We start from the raw sequence: 17,981 nt of genomic DNA, 5'->3' as shown, positions 1-17,981 counted from the left end.
TAGAGCATCAAAACATTTATGAGTCTTCATGATAAATTAAAATCATATCCAAAAGAATATGATTTGTCAGATATCCACATCAGATCGAATCAACCATTTGCAATAAGAGAAAATGGTGAGATCAAAGTTTTTAGTGAAGACATTGTTTCAAGACAAGATATAGAAACTTTTTGGAAACAATCTTTAGATAAAGCACAATATGATTATTTAATTAGCAATGGAGACTTAGATTTTGCTGTTGTTGTTGATGGACAGAGATTTAGAGCAAACGGTTATTATTCTTCATATGGACCAAGTATGGTTCTTAGAAAAATTATCAGTGAAATTCCTAACATTGAAAAACTAGGTTTGCCCCCTGCAGCACATGAAGCAATAACTCACAAAACAGGATTGGTTCTTGTTACAGGACAAACTGGTTCTGGTAAATCTACATCGCTTGCGGCAATGATAGATCAAATTAATTCTCATAGAGCAGAAAACATAATTACAATTGAAGATCCTATTGAATTTGTTCATCCTGCTAAAAAAAGTATTATTTCTCAAAGGGAAGTTGGAAAAGACACCGGAAGTTTTGCAAAAGCATTGAAGTCCGCATTAAGACAAGATCCTGATGTAATTTTAGTTGGGGAGATGCGAGATCTAGAAACTATTTCATTAGCATTAACTGCTGCTGAGACTGGTCACTTAGTTTTTGGAACTTTACATGCTAGTAGTGCTTCTTCAACAATTACAAGAATTTTAGACGTCTTTCCACCAGCACAAAAGGAACAAGCACAAACAATGTTGGCTGGATCAATCAGATTAGTAATGTCTCAACAATTATTAAAAAAGAAAGGTGGAGGAAGAATTGGGTGTCATGAAGTAATGACAGGGACACCAGCAATAAGAAATTTGATTAGAGAAGGTAAAACAGAGCAAATTCAATCTACTCTTCAAACATCTGCTAAAGATGGAATGTTTACAATGGAAAAATGTCTTGAAGGTTTAAAGCTCAAAAAATTAGTTGAGTAGATTAATTTGAACTTTCAGTAAATCTTTGTTGCGGAACTATTGCGGAAAAAGTTCCAGTACCAGTGCAATTACTTTCAGTTTGTTCACCAAGACCTCTATTTACACTTGAAGGGTTAGGATTGTTTGCTCCTTCACATTTTAAATTGAAATCTACATTACCTTTTAACTCAACTTCAACCTCTAAAAACTTTACATTGTTAGCTGTGGATTTTGTTATGATATTATTATAAAGATAGTTAGCTGCCAAAAATGCAAAAAAAGCTAAAAAAAATATTTTAATGTTGTTTAAATTTTTTTTAAAAATAACCATTGTTCTTATTGTTATAGCTTTTATTCCTAAAAATTCTAATGCAAATATTTATCAATTAAGTTGTAAAAATAAAAAAAATACAACTGTTTGGGTTTATTCAAATAAAAGAAAACAAATCATTCTAACAAAAATTAATAGTTCAAAGACAAAAGTAAATTTCAAGATGGATAGACAAACCCCATCATCTTTTACATCAAACGGTTCAATTGGAGGATTGCAGACTAATGTAACTTATAATCAAAATTCAAATGAATTAGCAATGCTGCAAAAATCTTTAAGAGGTTCCAACCAATTTTACAAGTGCTCAAAACCCAAACTGATTAAAGAAGAATAGTTAAAAAATTAAAGTTAAAGTTGTACCTGGGCCCACTTCATTGTGTTTGTACTCACAAAATTTAGAAGTTTTCTTTATAAAGTATACCCCCAGACCTCCAGGTCTGACTTTATCTAAATCTCTTGGTTTAATTGTATCTAATGGTACTTGTTCACCATAGTCAGTAATTATTACTTTAAGCTCACTATCATTTATAATTTCTAAATTTAAATCAATTTTTTGATCTTTTTTCATTTTATACGAGTAACGAATTACATTTTGCAAAGCCTCATCAATTGCTAAAGTTACGCTTGCTAATTCTATATTTGGGAGATTTGATTTACAAAACTTCTCTATTTTCGATCTTGTATCTTTTAGCTCTGAGGGATTTGAAAGCATTTCTATATTCATAAATAAATTTCAATAGTATTACCCAATATGGGTATGTTAAATTAAAAAAAATAGTTTATAAAAGAATCATGAAAAAAATCTTACTAGTTTTATTTACATCATTAATATTTTTTCAAAACATAGTCAAAGCAGAAGTTGCTATGATTGGAGTTGTAGATGGAATGGTATGTATGGCATGCCAAGCAAAAGTTGAAAAAGAACTTAAAGCTGCAACAGGAGAAGGCAATGTTGAAGTGTCATGGCCAGAGGGAGTTGCTTTTATAAATTTTGAAAATACTCCAAATTTTTCTGAAGAGGACTTTAAAAAGGTAATTGAGAATGCTGGTTTTGCAGTTGGTAAAGTTGCTACCTTAAATGAAAAAATTATTGATCCAAAATCTGGATTAATTTCATTAAATAAATTTTAATTTTTTACTTTCCAATCAGTTTCAAAAGTCACATAGTTTACTTGTAAACATCGTCTTTCTTTAAGAATACTCTTTTTTTCCATGCCATGCCAAGTATTTGGTCCACTAGTAAAAAGATAACCATAGTTATTTCTGTAAGGCAATGTTTTAACTTTCTCTAATTTTTCATTATAAAAATCAGTCCCTAAATCTTCAGACTCGTTTGTTTTATTAACAAATATTAATCCTGACATTAATTTTTCTTTGATATCACAGTGAGGTTTTAGCCAAAATCCCTCTCTATCACAAATTACTTCAACTCTAACATATGAATTAGATAAATCTTTATTGATCATTTTAGATATTGTCTCAAATGTTTCTTTTGACTGAAGTTCATTTATAAATTTTACAAGATTTGGAAATTGCGAACTATTTTCTTTTGTTACAAAACATCTAAATTTTATTGCTTTACCGCCAGAGGAAATACCTTCTCTGAATTCTGCTGCTCCTCCATCAATTGCTCTTGTCCCGTCATAATTCAAATTATGCTCACTTAAATTTGGAATATCTGCTTTAATAATTTCTTCAATTGCTCCATCAGATAGAGCATTGCTATATTCCCAATGATCAAATGGTATTTCATATTTTTTTGAATTATTTTTTATGGAATTTAAAAATGACATTAAGATTGAATTTTTTCTTTAATAATTTTTGCTACTCTATTCGTTTCATCTAACTTTTCATAGTTCCAATTTTCTATTTCTTCACCTAAGTTTCTAGTAATATTTAATTCTCTAAATAAATTTCTAAATCTTTGGAATCTTTTGTCATTCTTTTTTGGTAAAATATTAGCAACATAGATTGGTTTGCCTGTCAAAGCAGCTTCTGAGATCATGGAGCTAGAGTCACATGTAACAACGATATTTTCAGATAAAGCTAATGCAGATAAATATGCCTTTTTATCTACATTCATAATTACTGTGTGATTTTCTCCAAAAAACTCTTTGGCGTAATGAATGGTATTTATAGGCGTTCTCATTGATGGGATTACTACTAATTGAAAATCATGTTTCTTCATTAATTTATAAAACATTGAGAAAATATGTTTCATATTCTTGGTTGAATAATCATAGTATTTTGTTGGTCCACCCATAATTAAGCACCAAATTTTTCTTTCGTCCTTTTTGATAAAAGAATTTAAATAATCTTTATTTTCTTCAATTTCTTTCTCTGAAAGATAATGAATAGCTCCCTTTGTGCTAATAACATTTTTACCTTTAATTCCATCATGTTCTGGGGCAACAATAAAATCGAAATGATTAAAATCTATTTTTGGATCTTGGATATGAATATTAAATATTTTTTTTTTAGAAATACTTTTTAAGTGAATAGACGGAATTACGCTCTTTCTTCCACATGAGATTATTAAATCAAAATCATTATCTTCAATCTTTTTATAAACATTTTGAGAAATTGGAGTAAATTTAGGTGGAACAAGTTTCCAAATATTTTTTAGTTCAACCTTTTGGTGAATAAAATCAATATCAAGTGCTTTAGCGAGTCCCTCGACTTGACTAATCATTCCGTGCATCCCTTGAGTTAATAATAAACCTTTTAATTTAGACATTAATCACTATATAGCTTTCATATGAGTGAAAATCCAACTAAACACACAAAAGTGTTAATAATTGGATCTGGTCCTGCCGGATACACAGCTGCTGTTTATGCTGCACGAGCAATGTTAAATCCTATCCTTGTTCACGGAGCTCAACCAGGCGGACAATTAACAACTACAACTGATGTGGAAAATTTTCCAGGGTTTGCAGAAGTAATTCAAGGACCATGGCTAATGGATCAAATGAGAGATCAAGCAAAAGCTGTTGGAACAGAAATGATAGAAGACCATATCGGATCAGTGAATTTAAAGTCTACACCGTTTGAGGCTGTTGGAGATAGTGGTCAAAAATATACAGCAGATAGCATAATTATTTCAACTGGTGCACAAGCAAGATGGTTAAACATTAAATCTGAACAAGAATTTAGAGGATTTGGAGTTTCAGCATGTGCTACATGTGATGGTTTCTTTTTTAAAGATAAAGAAGTTGCTGTAGTTGGAGGTGGTAATGCTGCAGTAGAAGAGGCAATGTTTCTTACAAAATTTGCATCAAAAGTAAAATTAATTCATAGACGAGATAGTTTAAGAGCTGAAAAAATGCTGCAAAAAAAATTGATGGAAAATAAAAAAATTGAAATTGTTTGGGACTCTGTAGTTGAGGATGTCTTGGGTGATAGTGAACCCAAAAATGTTAAAGGTATAAAAATTAAAAATTTGAAAACTGAAAAAACAGAGGAAGTAAAATTAGATGGATTGTTTATTGCTATTGGTCATGATCCTGCAACTCAACTTTTCAAAGATCAATTAGAAATGGATAAAGAAGGTTATTTAATTACAAAACCAGATTCTACGGAAACAAATATTCCTGGAGTTTATGCTGCGGGTGATGTTAAAGATAAAACTTTTCGACAAGCAGTGACAGCAGCAGGAATGGGTTGTATGGCTGCATTAGAAGCAGAAAAATTCTTATCTCATTAATTTGAGATTACAATTACTAACTAATTAAAGGAAGAGGTGTCATGGCTGATAAAGTATTGTTAACTGGAATAAGTGGATGGATTGCCAAACATACTGCAATAGAATTATTAAATTCAGGTTATGAAGTTTTAGGTACTGTTAGAAGTGATGATGTAATTTCTCAGACAAAAGAAACGATTAGTAAATATGCTTCTATAGATAAATTATCTTTTACAAAACTTGATCTTTTAAATGATGAAGGTTGGGAAGAAGCTGCAAAAGGATGCAAATATATAATTCATATGGCTTCCCCCTTTCCGATGAAAGTCTCAAAAAATAGAGAAAATTTAATACCAGTTGCAAAAGATGGAACTTTAAGAGTTTTAAACGCTGGTATCAAAGCAAATGCAGAGCAATTTGTAGTTACATCTTCAATAGCAGCAATGTTTAGAAAGCCAAATAGATCAAATCCTTATTCATTTAGTGAAAATGATTGGACCGATGAAAATTGGGTTGAGGGAGTTAATGATTATTTTCTATCTAAAACAGTTGCTGAAAAGGCAGCTTGGGAATTAATGAAAAGTAAAGGTATTAAAAATAAACTTACTTGTATAAATCCTGGTGGAGTATTTGGAGATGCTTTGGATACCAAAGGTGGAACCTCAATTGAATATGTAAGACAATTTTTAAAAGGTAAATTTCCAGCAACACCTAAATGGGGAATATTAATATCTGATGTTAAAGATGTAGCAAAATCTCATGTTGCTTGCTTAGGAAATGCAAAAGTTGGTGGCAGAAGATTAATTATTGGAAAAGAAGTTAAAACATTACTTGAGACATCAAAAATATTAGCTGAAGCTTTACCAGAGTATGCAAAAAAACTTCCTAAGAAAACTTTACCAAATTTTATGGTGAAATTTATTAGCATGTTAGATTCAAGTGCAAAAACAATGATCCCTGATCTTGAATTAGAGATGAAACCAGAGACAAAATATGCTGAAGATTTAATTGGTTTTGAATTTAAACCAGCAAGTGGGGCTCTAATTGATGCTGGAAAATCAGTAGTAAGATTGGGCTTAGTATAAAAATTTTGTATAACCTCATCTTTAAATTTCAGGTATAAAATTAATCGAAATGAACAGAAGAAAATTTATAAAAACTGTAAGTCAAATTATGATTGCTTGGGGATTAAGCCCAAAGCTCGTATTTGCCTCCGAAACTAATAAAATATTATCAGGAAAATTTTTTATAGATGGCAAGGAAGCAGAATTAAATTTTCAAGATTTAAATAATTCTACAATTGAAACTAAAGATGAAAAATCAATAATTAAATTTAAAGATGATTTTTATTTGATAAGACCTGAAACAAAACTTCAATTTGTCTCAAAGAACTTGTTAAAAGTTATCAAAGGTTCTGTTCATGCAGTCTTTGGAAAAAGACAAGAGGAGTTAAATGTTGAAATTCCTCACGGCACAATTGGAATAAGAGGAACTTCTATTTTCATTGATATTGAGCCTAAGCAGAACAGAAGTTATTTTTGTAATTGTTATGGAGAAACGGTTCTCTATGACAAAAAAGGAAATTTATTAGAAACAGTGGTTTCATATGGACACGAATCTGGAGCACTTACAGAAGATGGAAAATTTAAACGGTATGGAATTAATTATTTAAAAAATATTTATGCTTTAAGACACCCAAAAATATTTGACGAAGAAATGGAAAAAGTTGGGTGTATCGTAGAAAATAGTCATTGTACCTTAAAATAAATTTATTTTACTAAATCTGAAATTTGATCTGACTCAAAGATTTTTTGATCAATATTATCGTTTGCAAGTTTAATCATTGCTTTTGCAATTGTTTCTGAATGAATTGATCTCATTTTTCTAAGTGGTCCAATAAATAAAGGATTTAGAAACTTAAAAATTATTATTCCTATTTTCTCACCCAATCTAAATTCTTTTCTATTACCCAATATAAATGAGGGTCTCATAATTCCTATTTTGGAAAAACCTAAACTAAGGATCTCTTCCTCTACAAGACCCTTATATTTTAAATAATCTCCTGAACTTTTGGAATTTGCATATCCTGAAGATACAAAAAAATAAGATTTAATATTGTTAGATTTTGCAATTTGGGCTACTTGTTTTGGGATATCTAATTCAATTCTTTGATATTCATTTTTATCAGGAGAATTTTTTTTTGTTGTCCCAATACAAAAAAAACATTCATCTCCGTCAATTTCTTCTTTGTGTTTTTCTAAATTATTAAAATCAGTTTGAATTACTTCAATTTTTGAGTTGTTTATTTGGATTGAAGAACGGACAAATATTTTAATTTTAGAGTAATTATTATTCTGAATAAGTTGATTTAGAACATGTCCTCCAACTAATCCAGTTGCACCAAATAGTAATGCTGTTTTCACTTGTTAAGAAAGGCTTTCGCAAAAAGATTTTATTCTATCCATTGCTTTCTTCAAATTTTGCATTGAAGTAGCATAAGAAATTCTAAAGTATCCATCTAAACCAAATGCAGAGCCTTGTACTACTGCAACATTCGATTGTTCAAGTAGTTTTTGAACAAACTCTGTATCTGTTTTTAATTTAGTTTTTTTATTTAACAATCCCTTACAACTTGGAAAGACATAAAATGCTCCATTAGGTGTTAAACAATTTATACCTTTGATGCTGTTTAAACTTTTAACTACAAAATCTCTTCTTTCTTTAAAGGCTTTTGATCTTTTTTTTATAAAACCTTGATTTCCATTTAAAGCTTCAACTGCAGCAGCTTGACTGATTGATGAAGGGTTAGATGTAGATTGAGATTGAATTTTACCAATTGCTTTAATGATATCTTTTGGTCCTGCAGCATACCCTATTCTCCAACCTGTCATTGCATACGATTTACTAACCCCATTCATAGTTAAAGTTCTATCTTTTAATTTAGAATTTTGAGCAATCGTATAAAAATTAAAATTATCGTATGCTATATGTTCATATATATCGTCACTTAAAATATGAACTTTTTTATTTCTAATTAAAACTTTTGCTAAATCTTTAATTTCTTTTTTTGAATATCCTGCTCCAGTTGGATTAGAAGGTGAATTTAAAATCACCCATTTAGTTTTTTTAGTAATAGCTTTTTTTAATTTACTTGCTGTAAGTTTAAATCCTTCTTCTTCTGTACACTTAACTATCTTTGGTTTACCACCTGCTAATAAAACCATATCAGGATAAGAAACCCAAAAAGGTGCGGGAATAATTACCTCATCACCTTTATTTAAAGTTGCCATGAAAGCATTATAAAGAACTTGTTTTCCACCTGTTCCAACAGTGATTTGATCTGTAGTGTAATTAATTTTGTTTTCCCTTTTAAACTTATCTACGATTGCTTTTTTTAAAGCAGGTGTTCCATCTACAGCCGTGTATTTGGTGTCTCCACTTTTGATAGCTTTAATTGCAGCATTTTTAATATTATCTGGTGTATCAAAATCTGGCTCTCCAGCCCCAAGACCAATTACATCTTTTCCAGCTGCTCTAAGTTCTCTTGCTTTTTGAGTAACTGCAATAGTTGGTGATGGTTTAATTCGTTTTAAACTGTCTGATATTATGCTCATTGAAATATAAATAAATTCTAATACGCTGTTTAATATATGGAAAATACTTATCAAGATTTAATTACAGATATTCAGAGTAAAAATCCTAAAATTGGTGGAAAACTCGAAGGTGGAAAAAAATTCAAAATTAAATCTGATTTTAAACCTGCAGGTGATCAACCAGAAGCTATTAAGAAATTAGTAAATGGTGCAAATAAAGATCAATTTAATCAAGTATTACTTGGAGTTACAGGATCTGGAAAAACTTTTACAATGGCAAAAGTAATCGAGGCTACTAATAGACCAGCATTGATACTTGCTCCAAACAAAACACTTGCAGCACAACTCTATGGAGAAATGAAAACATTTTTTCCAGATAATGCAGTTGAGTACTTTGTCTCTTATTATGACTATTATACACCGGAGGCTTATGTTCCAAGATCTGACACTTATATAGAAAAAGAGGCATCGATTAATGAACAAATTGATCGAATGAGACACTCTGCAACCAGATCTCTTTTGGAAAGAGATGATGTTTTAATTGTAGCAAGTGTTTCATGTATTTATGGATTAGGTTCTGTTGAGGCGTACAGTAAAATGACGCTAACTCTTCAAAAAAATTATGATTACAACAGAGAAGAAATAATTAAATCTTTAGTTGCTTTACAATATAAAAGAAATGATCAAAATTTTTATAGAGGAACATTTAGAGCAAGAGGAGAATATTTAGAGATATTTCCTTCTCATTTAGAGGACAGAGCTTGGAGACTTTGTCTTTTTGGAGATAAATTAGAGCAAATTGAAGAGTTTGATCCTTTAACTGGAGATAAAGTTAGAGAACTAAGTTTAGTAAAAGTCTATGCGAATAGTCACTACATAACTCCAAAACCTACAATTGAACAGGCAGTTATTAATATTAAAAAAGAATTAGAAATAACTTTAAAAAAACATAGAGCAGAAAATAAATTATTAGAGGCTCAAAGGTTAGAAGAAAGAACTAAGTTTGATTTAGAAATGATTGAAGCAACTGGTTCTTGTGCTGGAATTGAAAACTATTCAAGATTTTTATCTGGAAGAAAACCGGGAGAACCCCCTCCTACTCTATTTGAATATTTTCCAGATAACACTCTAATATTTGTTGATGAATGTCACGTAACTGTTCCACAGCTGAATGGAATGTATAAAGGAGATAGATCAAGAAAAAGTACTCTTGCAGAATATGGTTTTAGACTACCATCGTGTATGGATAATAGACCATTAAAGTTTGAAGAGTGGGATTTAATGAGAACTCAAACTGTATTTGTATCTGCAACACCGGGACCGTGGGAACTAGAGCAAACAAAAGGAAAATTTATTGATCAAGTTATCAGACCAACTGGACTAATTGATCCTGTAGTTGAAATTAGACCTGCAAAAAATCAGGTAGATGATTTGATGCACGAATGCAAAAGAGTGATTGAAAACAATCATCGAGTTTTAGTCACAACTCTTACCAAGAAAATGGCAGAAGATTTAACTGAATATCTTCATGAAAATGGAATTAAAGTTAGGTACCTTCACTCAGATATCGATACTTTAGAAAGAATTGAAATAATGAGAGACTTGAGGATGGGTGTATTCGATGTTTTAGTTGGTATCAACTTATTAAGAGAAGGTCTTGATATTCCTGAATGTGCGCTAGTTGGAATTTTAGATGCAGACAAAGAAGGATTTTTAAGATCAGAAACCTCTCTTATCCAAACAATAGGAAGAGCAGCAAGAAATGTAGATGGAAAAGTTATTTTGTATGCTGATAAAGAAACTAAAAGTATAAAAAAGGCAGTTGCTGAAACAGATCGAAGAAGAAATATTCAAATAGCTTACAATAAAAAACATAAAATTAGTGCTACATCAGTTAAAAAAGAAATAAGTGACATTTTAGAGAGTGTTTATGAAAAGGATTATGTAAAAATAAGTGAAGGCTCTAATATTGGAGGAAATTTAAAAAAACATCTTAAAGCACTAGATAAAAAGATGAAAGAAGCTGCATCTAATCTTGAATTTGAAGAAGCTGCTAAAATTAGAGATGAAATAAGAAAGTTGGAAAGTAGCGAATTAGAAATTACATTAAATCCTAAAATAAGGCAGTATGATGTAAAAAACAAACTTTATCCAAAAGGCCGATCAACAATGGGAATGCCTGGAACAAAAGTTACAAAAAAAAGAGATAAAAAATGGAAGCACGGAAAATAATTATTACAGGTGGAGCAACAAGAATTGGTGCTGCAATTGCAAAAAAATTATCTGGTCCCAATAAAGAAATTCTCATTCATTTCAATAAATCAAAATTAAAAGCTGAGAAGTTAAAAAAAGAACTATCAAATAATGGTACTAAAGTTTACTTGGTTAAAGGTGATTTGAGTAAAGAAAATGATGTAAATAAAATTGTAAAATATGCAAAATCGAAACTTAAATACTTTGATTGTCTAATTAATAACGCTTCTTTGTTCGAAAATGATAAATTGGAGAACTTTACAACAGATAGTTGGGGGCAACATTTAAGAACAAATTTACGAACACCAGCATTGTTATCAAAAGAGTTTGCAAAAAATGTCAAAGGTACAAATAACAACATAATTAATATTATTGATCAAAGAGTTTTTAAACTAACTCCGTATTTTTTTTCTTACACGATTAGTAAAACTGGACTTTATACTTTGACTAAAACTAGTGCTATGAGTTTAGCTCCAAAGATTAGAGTAAACGGCATTGCACCTGGGCCTACTATTAAAAATCAAAGACAATCTGAAAAACATTTTAGAAAACAGTATTTAGCAACCCCATTAAAAAGGCAGGTGAATGTTGAACAAATATGTAATGCTGTTGACTTTTTTATAAAAAATATATCTATTACAGGTCAAGTTTTAGCAATAGATAGTGGACAAAATTTAAACTGGCAAACGCCAGATATAATGGGCAAAGAATGAAAAGAAGTAATTTTAAGATTGTAAGAATAAATAAAAATAAAAGTCTTTTTAATTACGAAAAGAAAATTCTAATTAATGAACTAATTTTAAATTTAAAACTTGGCTATTATGACTTTGAAAAGAAAAAGCCTCAAAAAGTCAAATTTAGCCTAGAAATTGATTACGAGGATAAAAAGCCATCAAGTGATAAAGATATAAAGTCGATTGTAAATTATGGAACAATTGTAAAATTGATCACAAAACTCGTTAAAAAAAAACATTACAACTTTCTTGAAACATTAGCTGAAGCCGTATTTGATGAATTATTCAAAGATCAAAGGATTGCTAAAATAATGTTGAAAATTGAGAAATTAGAAATTCTTAAGCAATGTTCATCTGTTGGTATTCAAATTACCAAAAAAAGAAGTCATGATAAGCTCTGAAATAGGAAAAGAGGTAATTAAAAAAGAGCTCTCGCTAGTCCCTAAACTTCCTGGTGTCTACAGGATGTTAAATGAAAAAAATGAAATCCTTTATGTGGGAAAAGCAAAAAATCTTCCTAATAGACTTAAAAGTTATGTATCTGAAAAAAATCATATAATAAGAACAGAGAGAATGTTGTCTCAAACTAGAAAATTAGAGATAACAACTACTTCAAATGAAAGTGAAGCGCTACTTCTAGAAGCAAACCTAATTAAAAAATTTAAACCAAAGTTCAATATTTTATTAAGGGATGATAAGTCTTTTCCATTCATCTTTATTGGTAACAAGGATAAATGGCCACAAATCAAAAGACATAGAGGAAAAAAGACAAAAGAAGGGTTTTATTTCGGACCTTTTGCGTCAGCTGGTTCAGCTAACTGGACTATAAAGATGATCCAAAAAATTTTTCATCTAAGAGTTTGTGATGATACTGTTTTTAAAAATAGAGAAAGACCTTGTATCCTTTATCAAATAAAAAGATGTTCCGGACCATGTGTTGGCTATGTTGAAAAAAATGATTATCAACAAACAGTTGATGATGCTATTGAATTTGTATCAGGTAAATCAAGAAAAATTCAAAAAAATCTTTCAAGTCAAATGGAAAAAGCAAGTGAGGAATTAGATTTTGAAAAAGCAGTAATTTTAAGGGATAGAATTAAAGCTTTAAATATTATTCAATCTTCTCAAAGAATTAATGAGGCAAACTTAGTAGAGGCAGATGTTATTGCTGGATACAAAGAGTCTGGAAAAACTTGTATTCAAGTATTTTTTTATCGTTCAAAACAAAATTGGGGTAACCAAGCTTTTTTCCCAAAACATGACCCAGATGAAAAATTAGGAGATATTTTAAATTCATTTGTTTCTCAATTTTATGAAAATAAAAGTGTACCTTCTGCAATAATACTATCTGAAGAAATAAGTGAAAAAATTTTAATCGAAAAAACTTTAACTCAAAAAGAAGGAAAACAAATTAATATTAGTGTTGCTAAAAAAGGTTCAAAGCTAAAAGTAGTTAATCAAGCAATAAAAAATGCAAAAGATAGTTTGAATAGAAAACTTTATGAAAGTCAAAATAATCGAGAACTTTTTGATGAAGTTGCAAAAAAATTCAATCTTGAAACAAATATAAATTTAATTGAGGTTTATGATAACAGCCATATCCAAGGAACAAATAGTGTTGGAGCTTTAATTGCATATGGTGATGAAGGATTTATTAAAAAGAGATATCGAAAGTTCAATATCAAACATAAAAAAAATGAGCAAGATGATTATGGTATGATGAGAGAAGTATTAAACAGAAGGTTTAAACGTGCTGTTCAGGAAAAAGATAATTATCTCACTTTTCCTGATTTAGTATTAGTAGATGGAGGAAAAGGACAATATTCAGTAGCTAGAGAAAGTTTAAATGAATTGGGGCTTCACGACATTCCAATTATTGCAATAGCAAAGGGTAAATTTCGTAATAGTGGAAATGAAACATTTTTTCACAATGGCAAAGAATATAAATTCTCAAAAAATGACCCTACTCTATTCTTCCTTCAAAGGATAAGAGATGAATCACACAGATTTGCAATCAGTGCCCACAGAGCAAAGAGAAAAAAAGGAATTAGCAAATCTTTACTAGACCAAATTGAAGGTATTGGAGCAATTAGAAAAAGAGCACTGTTAAACCATTTTGGGTCAGCAAGATCTGTTGAGTCTGCTAGTTTGGATGAAATTAAATCTGTTGAAGGTGTTGAAGAAAAAGTAGCAAAAAAGATATATAACTTCTTTCACGAATAATTATGTTAAAAAAAATTCCAAATATTCTGACAATAGGGAGAATAATAATTGTACCCTTCTTTGTTTTAGCATTTTATCTTCCAGGTTTTTATGGTGATTTAACTGCTTTAATTTTATTTATAATTGCTTCATTTACAGATTTTTTAGATGGCATGTTAGCTAGAATGTTAGGACAAGAGTCTAAATTGGGAGAACTATTAGATCCAATTGCAGATAAAATTATAGTCGCTACAGCTCTAATTTTACTGGTGATGGATGGAACAATCCGAAATTATGAGGTTATTGCAGCTATAATAATTTTAACTAGAGAAATTTTAATTTCTGGATTACGGGAATTTTTAGCAAAAGGTCAGATCAAACTTCCAGTTTCAAATCTTGCTAAACTTAAAACAGTATTACAAATGGTTGCTATTGGTCTTCTGCTTTCAGGAGATACTGGAAATAAAATAATCAGCTTTGAAGATTATAATGCTCAAACTATTGGAATTATTCTTTTATGGTTATCAGCTGCGCTTACTTTATTTACAGGTTATGATTATTTACGAAAGGGTATTGATCACGCAATATCAGAAGATAACAAAGACTAAGCTGCTTTTTTCTTTCTCACCAATGCTTGATAACTTTCATTTAGATCAATGATTGTATCACAAACTTTGAATTGATTTTCTGCAATACAAGAGACGGGTGTAACTTCAGCAGCAGTGCCTGTTAAAAAGCATCCTACGAAATTAGGAAGTTCTGTGGGACTAATTTTTCTTTCATGTACTTTTATATTTTTTGATTTTGCAATTCCAATTACAGTTCTTCTCGTAATTCCATCTAAGAATGAATCTGGGATTGGTGTGTGAATTTCTCCATTTTTATCTTTAAAAAATACATTGGCCCCTGTTGCTTCAGCAATATTACCTTCATGATCTAACATTAAAGAATCTGTGTAACCTTGTTTTTCAGCTTCATGTTTTGATAATGTGCAAATCATATACAAACCTGATGCTTTGGTATCCCAAGGTATTGTATTAGGAGCTGGTCTTCTCCAGTTTGAAATATTTAATTTAATACCTTCAACTTTTAGTTTTGGATCAAAGTAAGATCCCCATTCCCAAGTTGCAATTGCAACATGAATTTTTGTTTGTTGTGCTGAAATAGCCATCATTTCAGTGCCTCTCCAAGCTACTGGTCTTACATATCCGTTTTCTACATTCTGAGTTGCAATTATTTTATTTGAAGCAGTATTAATTTGGTCTTCAGTATAAGGAATTTCAAAACCCATTCTTCTAGCGGAATGAAAAAATCTAGATGTATGTTCCTCTAATTTAAAAATAGAGCCATCATAAACTCTTTCACCTTCAAAAACACAACTCGCATAATGTAAACCATGACTTAATACATGGAGCTTTACATCTCCCCAATCAACAAGTTCATCGTTGTACCAAATTTTTCCAGATCTTTTATCGTACGGTATCATTAGTGAAAATATTTTAAAATATCAGTGAAAAATATCTTTGTATCTTTGATATGTCAATATAACTTACCCATTATGAAAGAACTTTTATATCTTAAAGACGATCAACTTAAGGGTTTAATTGAAAAATTATTTGTTAGTTATAGAGAGACATTTTCTGACTCCAAAAAAATTTTAGATAAATATTCAATTGGTGTAGCCCACCATAAGGTTATTCACCTAATTTCATCTTATGAAGGTATCTCTATTTCAGATCTTCTAAAAAAATTAAAAGTAACAAAGCAGAGCCTCAACAGAGTTTTAAAAGATTTAATAAAGTTAGATATCGTCATATTTAAGAAAAATGATCAAGATACTAGGGTTAAACATGTGTTTTTAAACGAAAAAGGAAAGAAAATATTTGAAGAAATTTTTAATTTACAAAAAAAAAGAATTTATTCTGCTCTTTTAAATTCAACTTCAGAAGAAGTTGTTAATTTTGACAATGTATTAAATAAAATAATTAATGGATAATTTTTTAGCTCATATTTTAGTAGTTGATGACGACGATGGTATTAGATCATTAGTAAAGAAATTTTTAAACGAAAATAATTATTTAGTAACTACAGCTGACAGTGCTGAAGATGCCTCAGAGAAAATAAAAATAATAAAGTTTGATTTAATTGTGCTCGATATAATGATGCCTGGAAAGAATGGATTAGAATTTATAGAAGAAAATAAAAAAAATCTAGATACTCCGATAATACTTCTTACTGCTAAAGGAGAAGCTAAGGAAAGAATAGAAGGTCTTGAAGTTGGTGCAGATGATTATTTGCCCAAACCATTTGAACCTAAAGAATTAATTCTAAGAATAAAAAACATTTTAGATAAGACACAAAAAACTGAGCAAAAAAGAATTATTGAATTTGAAAATGTCAAAATCGACTTAAATAAACTTTTAATTATTAGAGATCAAAAAGAATTTAAAATTAATAATACTGAAAAGACAATTTTAGAAAAAATGATTAATAGTCCTGGAAAAACATTTTCAAGAGAAGATATAGGAAAATTAATTAATCTAGATAAAGAAAGATCTATCGATGTTATTATTACTAGATTGAGAAAAAAAATTGAAATAGATCAAAAAAGTCCTAAGTTTTTGCAAACAATTAGAGGTGCAGGATATGTTCTCTGGATTGAGTAATTATTTAAAAAAAGTTTTACCAAAAAGATTATTTTATAGAGCACTTTTAATTGTTGCTGTCCCAGTAATTACTATCCAATTAATAATCACCATTGTTTTTTTTGATAGTTTGTGGATTAAAACTAATAAAGGCATGACCAGAACCCTGGTTAATGAAATTAGTGCTTTTGTAGAAGCTTATCAAAATGAGGAAAATGATAAACAAGAAGTGACAAACCTATTTTCATTATTTCTAGATTTAAATATTGAATTAGTTGTTGATGAAAAATTAAGTGATCAAAATAAAGAAAGATGGTTTAGTCCAATTGATCGAACTTTAAGAAGAGAATTGAAATCTAAATTTTCTCCTGAGATCTTCTGGTTTAATACTACAAACTATAAAGAACTAGTTGATTTAAGAATAAAATATGAAGATGGATATTTTAAATTTTTAGTTCCAAAAGATCGGGTCACTAGTACCTCTGCAAGAATATTTGCACTGTGGATTACAGTTCCTGCAATTATAATGGTTATTATTTCATTAATATTTTTAAAAAACCAAACGAGACCAATTACAAATTTAGCTCGCGCTGCTGAAAGATTTGGAAAAGGAGAAGACATAGAAGAATTTAAACCCTCAGGAGCACTTGAGATACGTCAAGCAGGTCATGAATTTGACAAAATGAGAAAGAGAATTGAAAGACATCTTAATCAGAGAACTGAAATGTTATCAGGCATTAGTCATGATTTAAGAACTCCTTTAACAAGAATGAAGCTACAATTAGCTTTTCTTAAAGATAAAGATGCAGTTGATAAGTTAACAGATGATATTAACGAAATGGAAAAAATGCTTAATGAATATCTGCAATTTACAAGCTCATCATATGTTGAAAAAGACGAAATGTTTAATCTTTCAGAACTAATAGAGGAAATTATAAAAAAATATAATAATAAAAACATTTCTCATAATTTAATTCCTAGAATTTATATTAATGGCAGAAAGAACCTTATCAATAGATCTTTAAATAACTTGATTGATAACGGATTAAAATATGCAAACAAAGTTGAAATAAGCCTAACCAAAAAAAATACAAACCTATTTATAATTATTGATGATGACGGTCCAGGAATACCTAAAAAAGAACACGAAAACGTATTTAAACCTTTTTATAAGATGGACAAAGGGAGAAATGATTCAAAATCTAGTGTTGGTCTAGGAATGTCAATTGCTTCTGATATTATCAAATCCCATGGTGGTAACATTATGCTGGAAAAATCAAAATTTAATGGGCTAAGAGTTAAGATCTTTTTGCCGGTCTAGTTTTCTTCTTTTTTTTTGTTTCTAATTTTGAAATTTTATTTTCTAAATTTTCAACTCTCTTTGAAAGAATATCAAATTCATCCTTGCTTGTAAGTTTCATTTTAAAAACAAATTCATCTCTCTTTGACTTAAATATATTTAAGATTTCAGATGATAAATCTTTTGAAGTTATTAATCCCTGCTCTAGTAGTTTTGCAAATTTATCAATTATAAATTTAGAATTTTTCATA

Annotated in this window: 22 protein-coding genes; 14 read left to right on the top strand and 8 right to left on the bottom strand. The window is 29.7% G+C overall.

Features of this window, described 5'->3' with window-relative positions:
• Nucleotides 1–18: 18 nt before the first annotated feature.
• Nucleotides 19–1,011 (top strand): type IV pilus twitching motility protein PilT, encoded by a 993-nt coding sequence (locus tag ACTTA0_RS02525; RefSeq protein ID WP_075506362.1) that lies wholly within the window; start codon nt 19–21, stop codon nt 1,009–1,011.
• Nucleotide 1,012: 1 nt separating this feature from the next.
• Here the strand turns inward: ACTTA0_RS02525 and ACTTA0_RS02520 are convergent, their stop codons facing one another.
• Nucleotides 1,013–1,321, bottom strand: coding sequence for a hypothetical protein (locus ACTTA0_RS02520; RefSeq protein ID WP_440675937.1), 309 nt, complete (start codon nt 1,319–1,321; stop codon nt 1,013–1,015).
• Nucleotides 1,322–1,484: 163 nt separating this feature from the next.
• Here ACTTA0_RS02520 and ACTTA0_RS02515 point away from each other — a divergent pair, with 163 nt between their 5' ends.
• Nucleotides 1,485–1,655, top strand: coding sequence for a hypothetical protein (locus ACTTA0_RS02515; RefSeq protein WP_440675935.1), 171 nt, complete (start codon nt 1,485–1,487; stop codon nt 1,653–1,655).
• On the opposite strand, the gene ACTTA0_RS02510 is transcribed toward ACTTA0_RS02515, so the two are convergent.
• Nucleotides 1,656–2,045 carry an ATP-binding protein gene (locus ACTTA0_RS02510; protein WP_440675933.1) on the bottom strand — a complete coding sequence of 130 codons (390 nt, stop codon included), beginning with the start codon at nt 2,043–2,045 and terminating at the stop codon, nt 1,656–1,658. It lies immediately after the preceding gene.
• Nucleotides 2,046–2,113: 68 nt separating this feature from the next.
• Here ACTTA0_RS02510 and ACTTA0_RS02505 point away from each other — a divergent pair, with 68 nt between their 5' ends.
• Nucleotides 2,114–2,452: a heavy-metal-associated domain-containing protein gene (locus tag ACTTA0_RS02505; protein WP_262589738.1), complete on the top strand. Its 339-nt coding sequence runs from the start codon at nt 2,114–2,116 to the stop codon at nt 2,450–2,452.
• Here the strand turns inward: ACTTA0_RS02505 and ACTTA0_RS02500 are convergent.
• Both ACTTA0_RS02500 and ACTTA0_RS02495 read right to left on the bottom strand, forming a co-directional pair.
• The gene (locus tag ACTTA0_RS02500; protein ID WP_440675931.1) at nt 2,449–3,114 is read right to left on the bottom strand and encodes a hypothetical protein; all 666 of its coding nucleotides are present in this window, start codon (nt 3,112–3,114) and stop codon (nt 2,449–2,451) included. The genes ACTTA0_RS02505 and ACTTA0_RS02500 overlap by 4 nt on opposite strands.
• Nucleotides 3,114–4,058, bottom strand: a complete 945-nt coding sequence (locus ACTTA0_RS02495) for a mitochondrial fission ELM1 family protein (protein ID WP_440675929.1) — start codon at nt 4,056–4,058, stop codon at nt 3,114–3,116. The genes ACTTA0_RS02500 and ACTTA0_RS02495 overlap by 1 nt, the downstream gene beginning before the upstream one ends.
• 21 nt (nt 4,059–4,079) lie before the next feature.
• Between ACTTA0_RS02495 and trxB the strand changes: the two genes are divergently transcribed.
• Genes trxB through ACTTA0_RS02480 form a run of 3 tightly spaced genes read left to right on the top strand, consistent with a single transcriptional unit; the run spans nt 4,080 to nt 6,770 of the window.
• On the top strand, nt 4,080–5,024 hold the full coding sequence (trxB, locus tag ACTTA0_RS02490; protein ID WP_440675927.1) for a thioredoxin-disulfide reductase: 945 nt from the start codon (nt 4,080–4,082) through the stop codon (nt 5,022–5,024).
• A 41-nt stretch (nt 5,025–5,065) separates the two neighbouring features.
• A complete protein-coding gene (locus tag ACTTA0_RS02485) occupies nt 5,066–6,088 on the top strand; it encodes an NAD-dependent epimerase/dehydratase family protein (RefSeq protein ID WP_440675925.1) in 1,023 nt (340 codons plus the stop codon).
• Between the two features lie 49 nt (nt 6,089–6,137).
• Nucleotides 6,138–6,770 carry a hypothetical protein gene (locus tag ACTTA0_RS02480; RefSeq protein ID WP_440675923.1) on the top strand — a complete coding sequence of 211 codons (633 nt, stop codon included), beginning with the start codon at nt 6,138–6,140 and terminating at the stop codon, nt 6,768–6,770.
• A 2-nt stretch (nt 6,771–6,772) separates the two neighbouring features.
• Here ACTTA0_RS02480 and ACTTA0_RS02475 read toward each other — a convergent pair whose 3' ends face one another.
• Together ACTTA0_RS02475 and ACTTA0_RS02470 are read right to left on the bottom strand one after the other, a co-directional pair.
• Nucleotides 6,773–7,426: an NAD(P)H-binding protein gene (locus tag ACTTA0_RS02475; protein ID WP_440675921.1), complete on the bottom strand. Its 654-nt coding sequence runs from the start codon at nt 7,424–7,426 to the stop codon at nt 6,773–6,775.
• A gap of 3 nt (nt 7,427–7,429) precedes the next feature.
• Nucleotides 7,430–8,617 carry a pyridoxal phosphate-dependent aminotransferase gene (locus ACTTA0_RS02470; RefSeq protein ID WP_440675919.1) on the bottom strand — a complete coding sequence of 396 codons (1,188 nt, stop codon included), beginning with the start codon at nt 8,615–8,617 and terminating at the stop codon, nt 7,430–7,432.
• Nucleotides 8,618–8,653: 36 nt separating this feature from the next.
• Here ACTTA0_RS02470 and uvrB point away from each other — a divergent pair, with 36 nt between their 5' ends.
• Genes uvrB through pgsA form a run of 5 tightly spaced genes read left to right on the top strand, consistent with a single transcriptional unit; the run spans nt 8,654 to nt 14,393 of the window.
• Entirely contained in the window at nt 8,654–10,828 is a 2,175-nt protein-coding gene (gene uvrB / locus ACTTA0_RS02465) for an excinuclease ABC subunit UvrB (RefSeq protein ID WP_440675917.1), read from the top strand.
• Complete coding sequence (locus ACTTA0_RS02460) at nt 10,810–11,562, top strand: SDR family oxidoreductase (protein WP_440675915.1); 753 nt, start codon at nt 10,810–10,812, stop codon at nt 11,560–11,562. The genes uvrB and ACTTA0_RS02460 overlap by 19 nt, the downstream gene beginning before the upstream one ends.
• Nucleotides 11,559–11,984 carry a dihydroneopterin aldolase gene (locus ACTTA0_RS02455; protein ID WP_440654787.1) on the top strand — a complete coding sequence of 142 codons (426 nt, stop codon included), beginning with the start codon at nt 11,559–11,561 and terminating at the stop codon, nt 11,982–11,984. The genes ACTTA0_RS02460 and ACTTA0_RS02455 overlap by 4 nt, the downstream gene beginning before the upstream one ends.
• On the top strand, nt 11,971–13,806 hold the full coding sequence (uvrC, locus tag ACTTA0_RS02450) for an excinuclease ABC subunit UvrC (protein ID WP_440675913.1): 1,836 nt from the start codon (nt 11,971–11,973) through the stop codon (nt 13,804–13,806). The genes ACTTA0_RS02455 and uvrC overlap by 14 nt, the downstream gene beginning before the upstream one ends.
• 2 nt (nt 13,807–13,808) lie before the next feature.
• Nucleotides 13,809–14,393: a CDP-diacylglycerol--glycerol-3-phosphate 3-phosphatidyltransferase gene (gene pgsA, locus ACTTA0_RS02445; RefSeq protein WP_440675911.1), complete on the top strand. Its 585-nt coding sequence runs from the start codon at nt 13,809–13,811 to the stop codon at nt 14,391–14,393.
• Here the strand turns inward: pgsA and ACTTA0_RS02440 are convergent.
• Nucleotides 14,390–15,271, bottom strand: coding sequence for a branched-chain amino acid aminotransferase (locus ACTTA0_RS02440; protein WP_440634686.1), 882 nt, complete (start codon nt 15,269–15,271; stop codon nt 14,390–14,392). The genes pgsA and ACTTA0_RS02440 overlap by 4 nt on opposite strands.
• Nucleotides 15,272–15,343: 72 nt before the next feature.
• Here ACTTA0_RS02440 and ACTTA0_RS02435 point away from each other — a divergent pair, with 72 nt between their 5' ends.
• Genes ACTTA0_RS02435 through ACTTA0_RS02425 form a run of 3 tightly spaced genes read left to right on the top strand, consistent with a single transcriptional unit; the run spans nt 15,344 to nt 17,751 of the window.
• Nucleotides 15,344–15,781, top strand: coding sequence for a MarR family winged helix-turn-helix transcriptional regulator (locus tag ACTTA0_RS02435; RefSeq protein WP_428080895.1), 438 nt, complete (start codon nt 15,344–15,346; stop codon nt 15,779–15,781).
• On the top strand, nt 15,774–16,451 hold the full coding sequence (locus ACTTA0_RS02430) for a response regulator (RefSeq protein ID WP_440675909.1): 678 nt from the start codon (nt 15,774–15,776) through the stop codon (nt 16,449–16,451). Before ACTTA0_RS02435 ends, ACTTA0_RS02430 begins: the two co-directional genes overlap by 8 nt.
• Nucleotides 16,432–17,751: an ATP-binding protein gene (locus ACTTA0_RS02425; protein ID WP_440675907.1), complete on the top strand. Its 1,320-nt coding sequence runs from the start codon at nt 16,432–16,434 to the stop codon at nt 17,749–17,751. The genes ACTTA0_RS02430 and ACTTA0_RS02425 overlap by 20 nt, the downstream gene beginning before the upstream one ends.
• Here ACTTA0_RS02425 and ACTTA0_RS02420 read toward each other — a convergent pair.
• Nucleotides 17,729–17,980, bottom strand: a complete 252-nt coding sequence (locus ACTTA0_RS02420) for a hypothetical protein (RefSeq protein ID WP_440656164.1) — start codon at nt 17,978–17,980, stop codon at nt 17,729–17,731. The two genes, ACTTA0_RS02425 and ACTTA0_RS02420, sit on opposite strands and share 23 nt — an antisense overlap.
• Nucleotide 17,981 lies beyond the last annotated feature (1 nt).

The sequence above is a fragment of the Candidatus Pelagibacter sp. HIMB1593 genome (assembly GCF_052047755.1).
In the GTDB taxonomy this organism is placed as follows: Bacteria; Pseudomonadota; Alphaproteobacteria; order Pelagibacterales; family Pelagibacteraceae; genus Pelagibacter.
This window is presented reverse-complemented; position numbering and strand designations above follow the sequence as displayed.

Coding starts and splice junctions, on each gene's coding strand:
- ACTTA0_RS02520 (WP_440675937.1), bottom strand. CDS start 1,321: ATGGTTATTTTTAAAAAAAATTTAAACAACATTAAAATATTTTTTTTA.
- uvrC (WP_440675913.1), top strand. CDS start 11,971: ATGATAAGCTCTGAAATAGGAAAAGAGGTAATTAAAAAAGAGCTCTCG.
- ACTTA0_RS02505 (WP_262589738.1), top strand. CDS start 2,114: ATGAAAAAAATCTTACTAGTTTTATTTACATCATTAATATTTTTTCAA.
- ACTTA0_RS02480 (WP_440675923.1), top strand. CDS start 6,138: ATGAACAGAAGAAAATTTATAAAAACTGTAAGTCAAATTATGATTGCT.
- ACTTA0_RS02420 (WP_440656164.1), bottom strand. CDS start 17,980: ATGAAAAATTCTAAATTTATAATTGATAAATTTGCAAAACTACTAGAG.
- ACTTA0_RS02525 (WP_075506362.1), top strand. CDS start 19: ATGAGTCTTCATGATAAATTAAAATCATATCCAAAAGAATATGATTTG.
- ACTTA0_RS02460 (WP_440675915.1), top strand. CDS start 10,810: ATGGAAGCACGGAAAATAATTATTACAGGTGGAGCAACAAGAATTGGT.
- ACTTA0_RS02495 (WP_440675929.1), bottom strand. CDS start 4,058: ATGTCTAAATTAAAAGGTTTATTATTAACTCAAGGGATGCACGGAATG.
- ACTTA0_RS02515 (WP_440675935.1), top strand. CDS start 1,485: ATGGATAGACAAACCCCATCATCTTTTACATCAAACGGTTCAATTGGA.
- pgsA (WP_440675911.1), top strand. CDS start 13,809: ATGTTAAAAAAAATTCCAAATATTCTGACAATAGGGAGAATAATAATT.
- ACTTA0_RS02435 (WP_428080895.1), top strand. CDS start 15,344: ATGAAAGAACTTTTATATCTTAAAGACGATCAACTTAAGGGTTTAATT.
- ACTTA0_RS02440 (WP_440634686.1), bottom strand. CDS start 15,271: ATGATACCGTACGATAAAAGATCTGGAAAAATTTGGTACAACGATGAA.
- ACTTA0_RS02455 (WP_440654787.1), top strand. CDS start 11,559: ATGAAAAGAAGTAATTTTAAGATTGTAAGAATAAATAAAAATAAAAGT.
- ACTTA0_RS02485 (WP_440675925.1), top strand. CDS start 5,066: ATGGCTGATAAAGTATTGTTAACTGGAATAAGTGGATGGATTGCCAAA.
- uvrB (WP_440675917.1), top strand. CDS start 8,654: ATGGAAAATACTTATCAAGATTTAATTACAGATATTCAGAGTAAAAAT.
- ACTTA0_RS02470 (WP_440675919.1), bottom strand. CDS start 8,617: ATGAGCATAATATCAGACAGTTTAAAACGAATTAAACCATCACCAACT.
- ACTTA0_RS02500 (WP_440675931.1), bottom strand. CDS start 3,114: ATGTCATTTTTAAATTCCATAAAAAATAATTCAAAAAAATATGAAATA.
- ACTTA0_RS02510 (WP_440675933.1), bottom strand. CDS start 2,045: ATGAATATAGAAATGCTTTCAAATCCCTCAGAGCTAAAAGATACAAGA.
- ACTTA0_RS02425 (WP_440675907.1), top strand. CDS start 16,432: ATGTTCTCTGGATTGAGTAATTATTTAAAAAAAGTTTTACCAAAAAGA.
- trxB (WP_440675927.1), top strand. CDS start 4,080: ATGAGTGAAAATCCAACTAAACACACAAAAGTGTTAATAATTGGATCT.
- ACTTA0_RS02430 (WP_440675909.1), top strand. CDS start 15,774: ATGGATAATTTTTTAGCTCATATTTTAGTAGTTGATGACGACGATGGT.